The 795-nt window shown below is 78.1% G+C and carries 2 pseudogenes; both read left to right on the forward strand.

Annotated elements, in window-relative coordinates:
* A pseudogene (locus ACLF5H_RS37315) lies at window positions 1–347 on the forward strand (hypothetical protein); the annotation flags it as partial.
* Between the two features lie 116 nt (window positions 348–463).
* Window positions 464–795 (forward strand): annotated as a pseudogene (locus tag ACLF5H_RS37320) (protease); the annotation flags it as partial.

Below are 795 nucleotides of genomic sequence, written 5' to 3' on the forward strand. Positions count from 1 at the left end.
CCCAGGGCGGCGGGACACCGCTGGGGCGCCCGGCACCGACGGCCGCCGTGACCGCGCCCCTGGTGCCGGGCGCGTCGGACATCGCGGCCGGGCAGCCGAAGGACACCGGCGGCCGGGCCACCGGACCGCTGATGACGGGCGTGAACGCCGTGACCCCGCTGATACGCCCGCTGGACAAGGCCCTGGACCTGCCGCTGGGCAAGTGGTCCACGGCGCCCATGGTCCCGGGCATGCTGTCCGACCCCGGCCCCGATCCGGCCCCGCACGACCCCATGCGCCCTCCGGCGTCCGTCACCCCGCTGGTGTCGCCCCTGGCCGCTCCGGCGACGCCCCGTCCGACGCCCTGAACCCGGTGCCGTGAGGGGCCCTGCGCCGGGGCCCGCGACCTGGTTGAATCCGGGCAGGTAGTCGAGGTTCCGGGCCGTCGCACAAGCGCGGGGCCGCGGGTCAGCTTGGGGAGAGCATGGACGAGGGGAACGGCGTTGCGCCGGGGGCGGAGCCGGCGGGGGCGGCGGCCGTACCGATGCCGGACGGCGACTTCGAACTGGCCAAGCCGGAGCGCCCCAGCCCGCTGCACGAACCGGATCCCTACAGCACCCCGCCCTACGGCGAACCGGGCCCCTGGGCACCCGCCCCACCGGTCCAGCACCCGGCGGCCACCCCCGCGCGGGGCACGCTCATGACACCCCCGGCGGCGGACGCCGTACCCCCGGCGCCCACACCGGCACCCACCGCTGCCGCCGCACCCATCGCCCCCGCGCCGCCCGCCGTGGGAGGTCGAGTACCACGGCGGGT

Source organism: Streptomyces sp. LaBMicrA B280 (genome assembly GCF_049222185.1).
GTDB lineage: Bacteria > Actinomycetota > Actinomycetes > Streptomycetales > Streptomycetaceae > Streptomyces > Streptomyces murinus.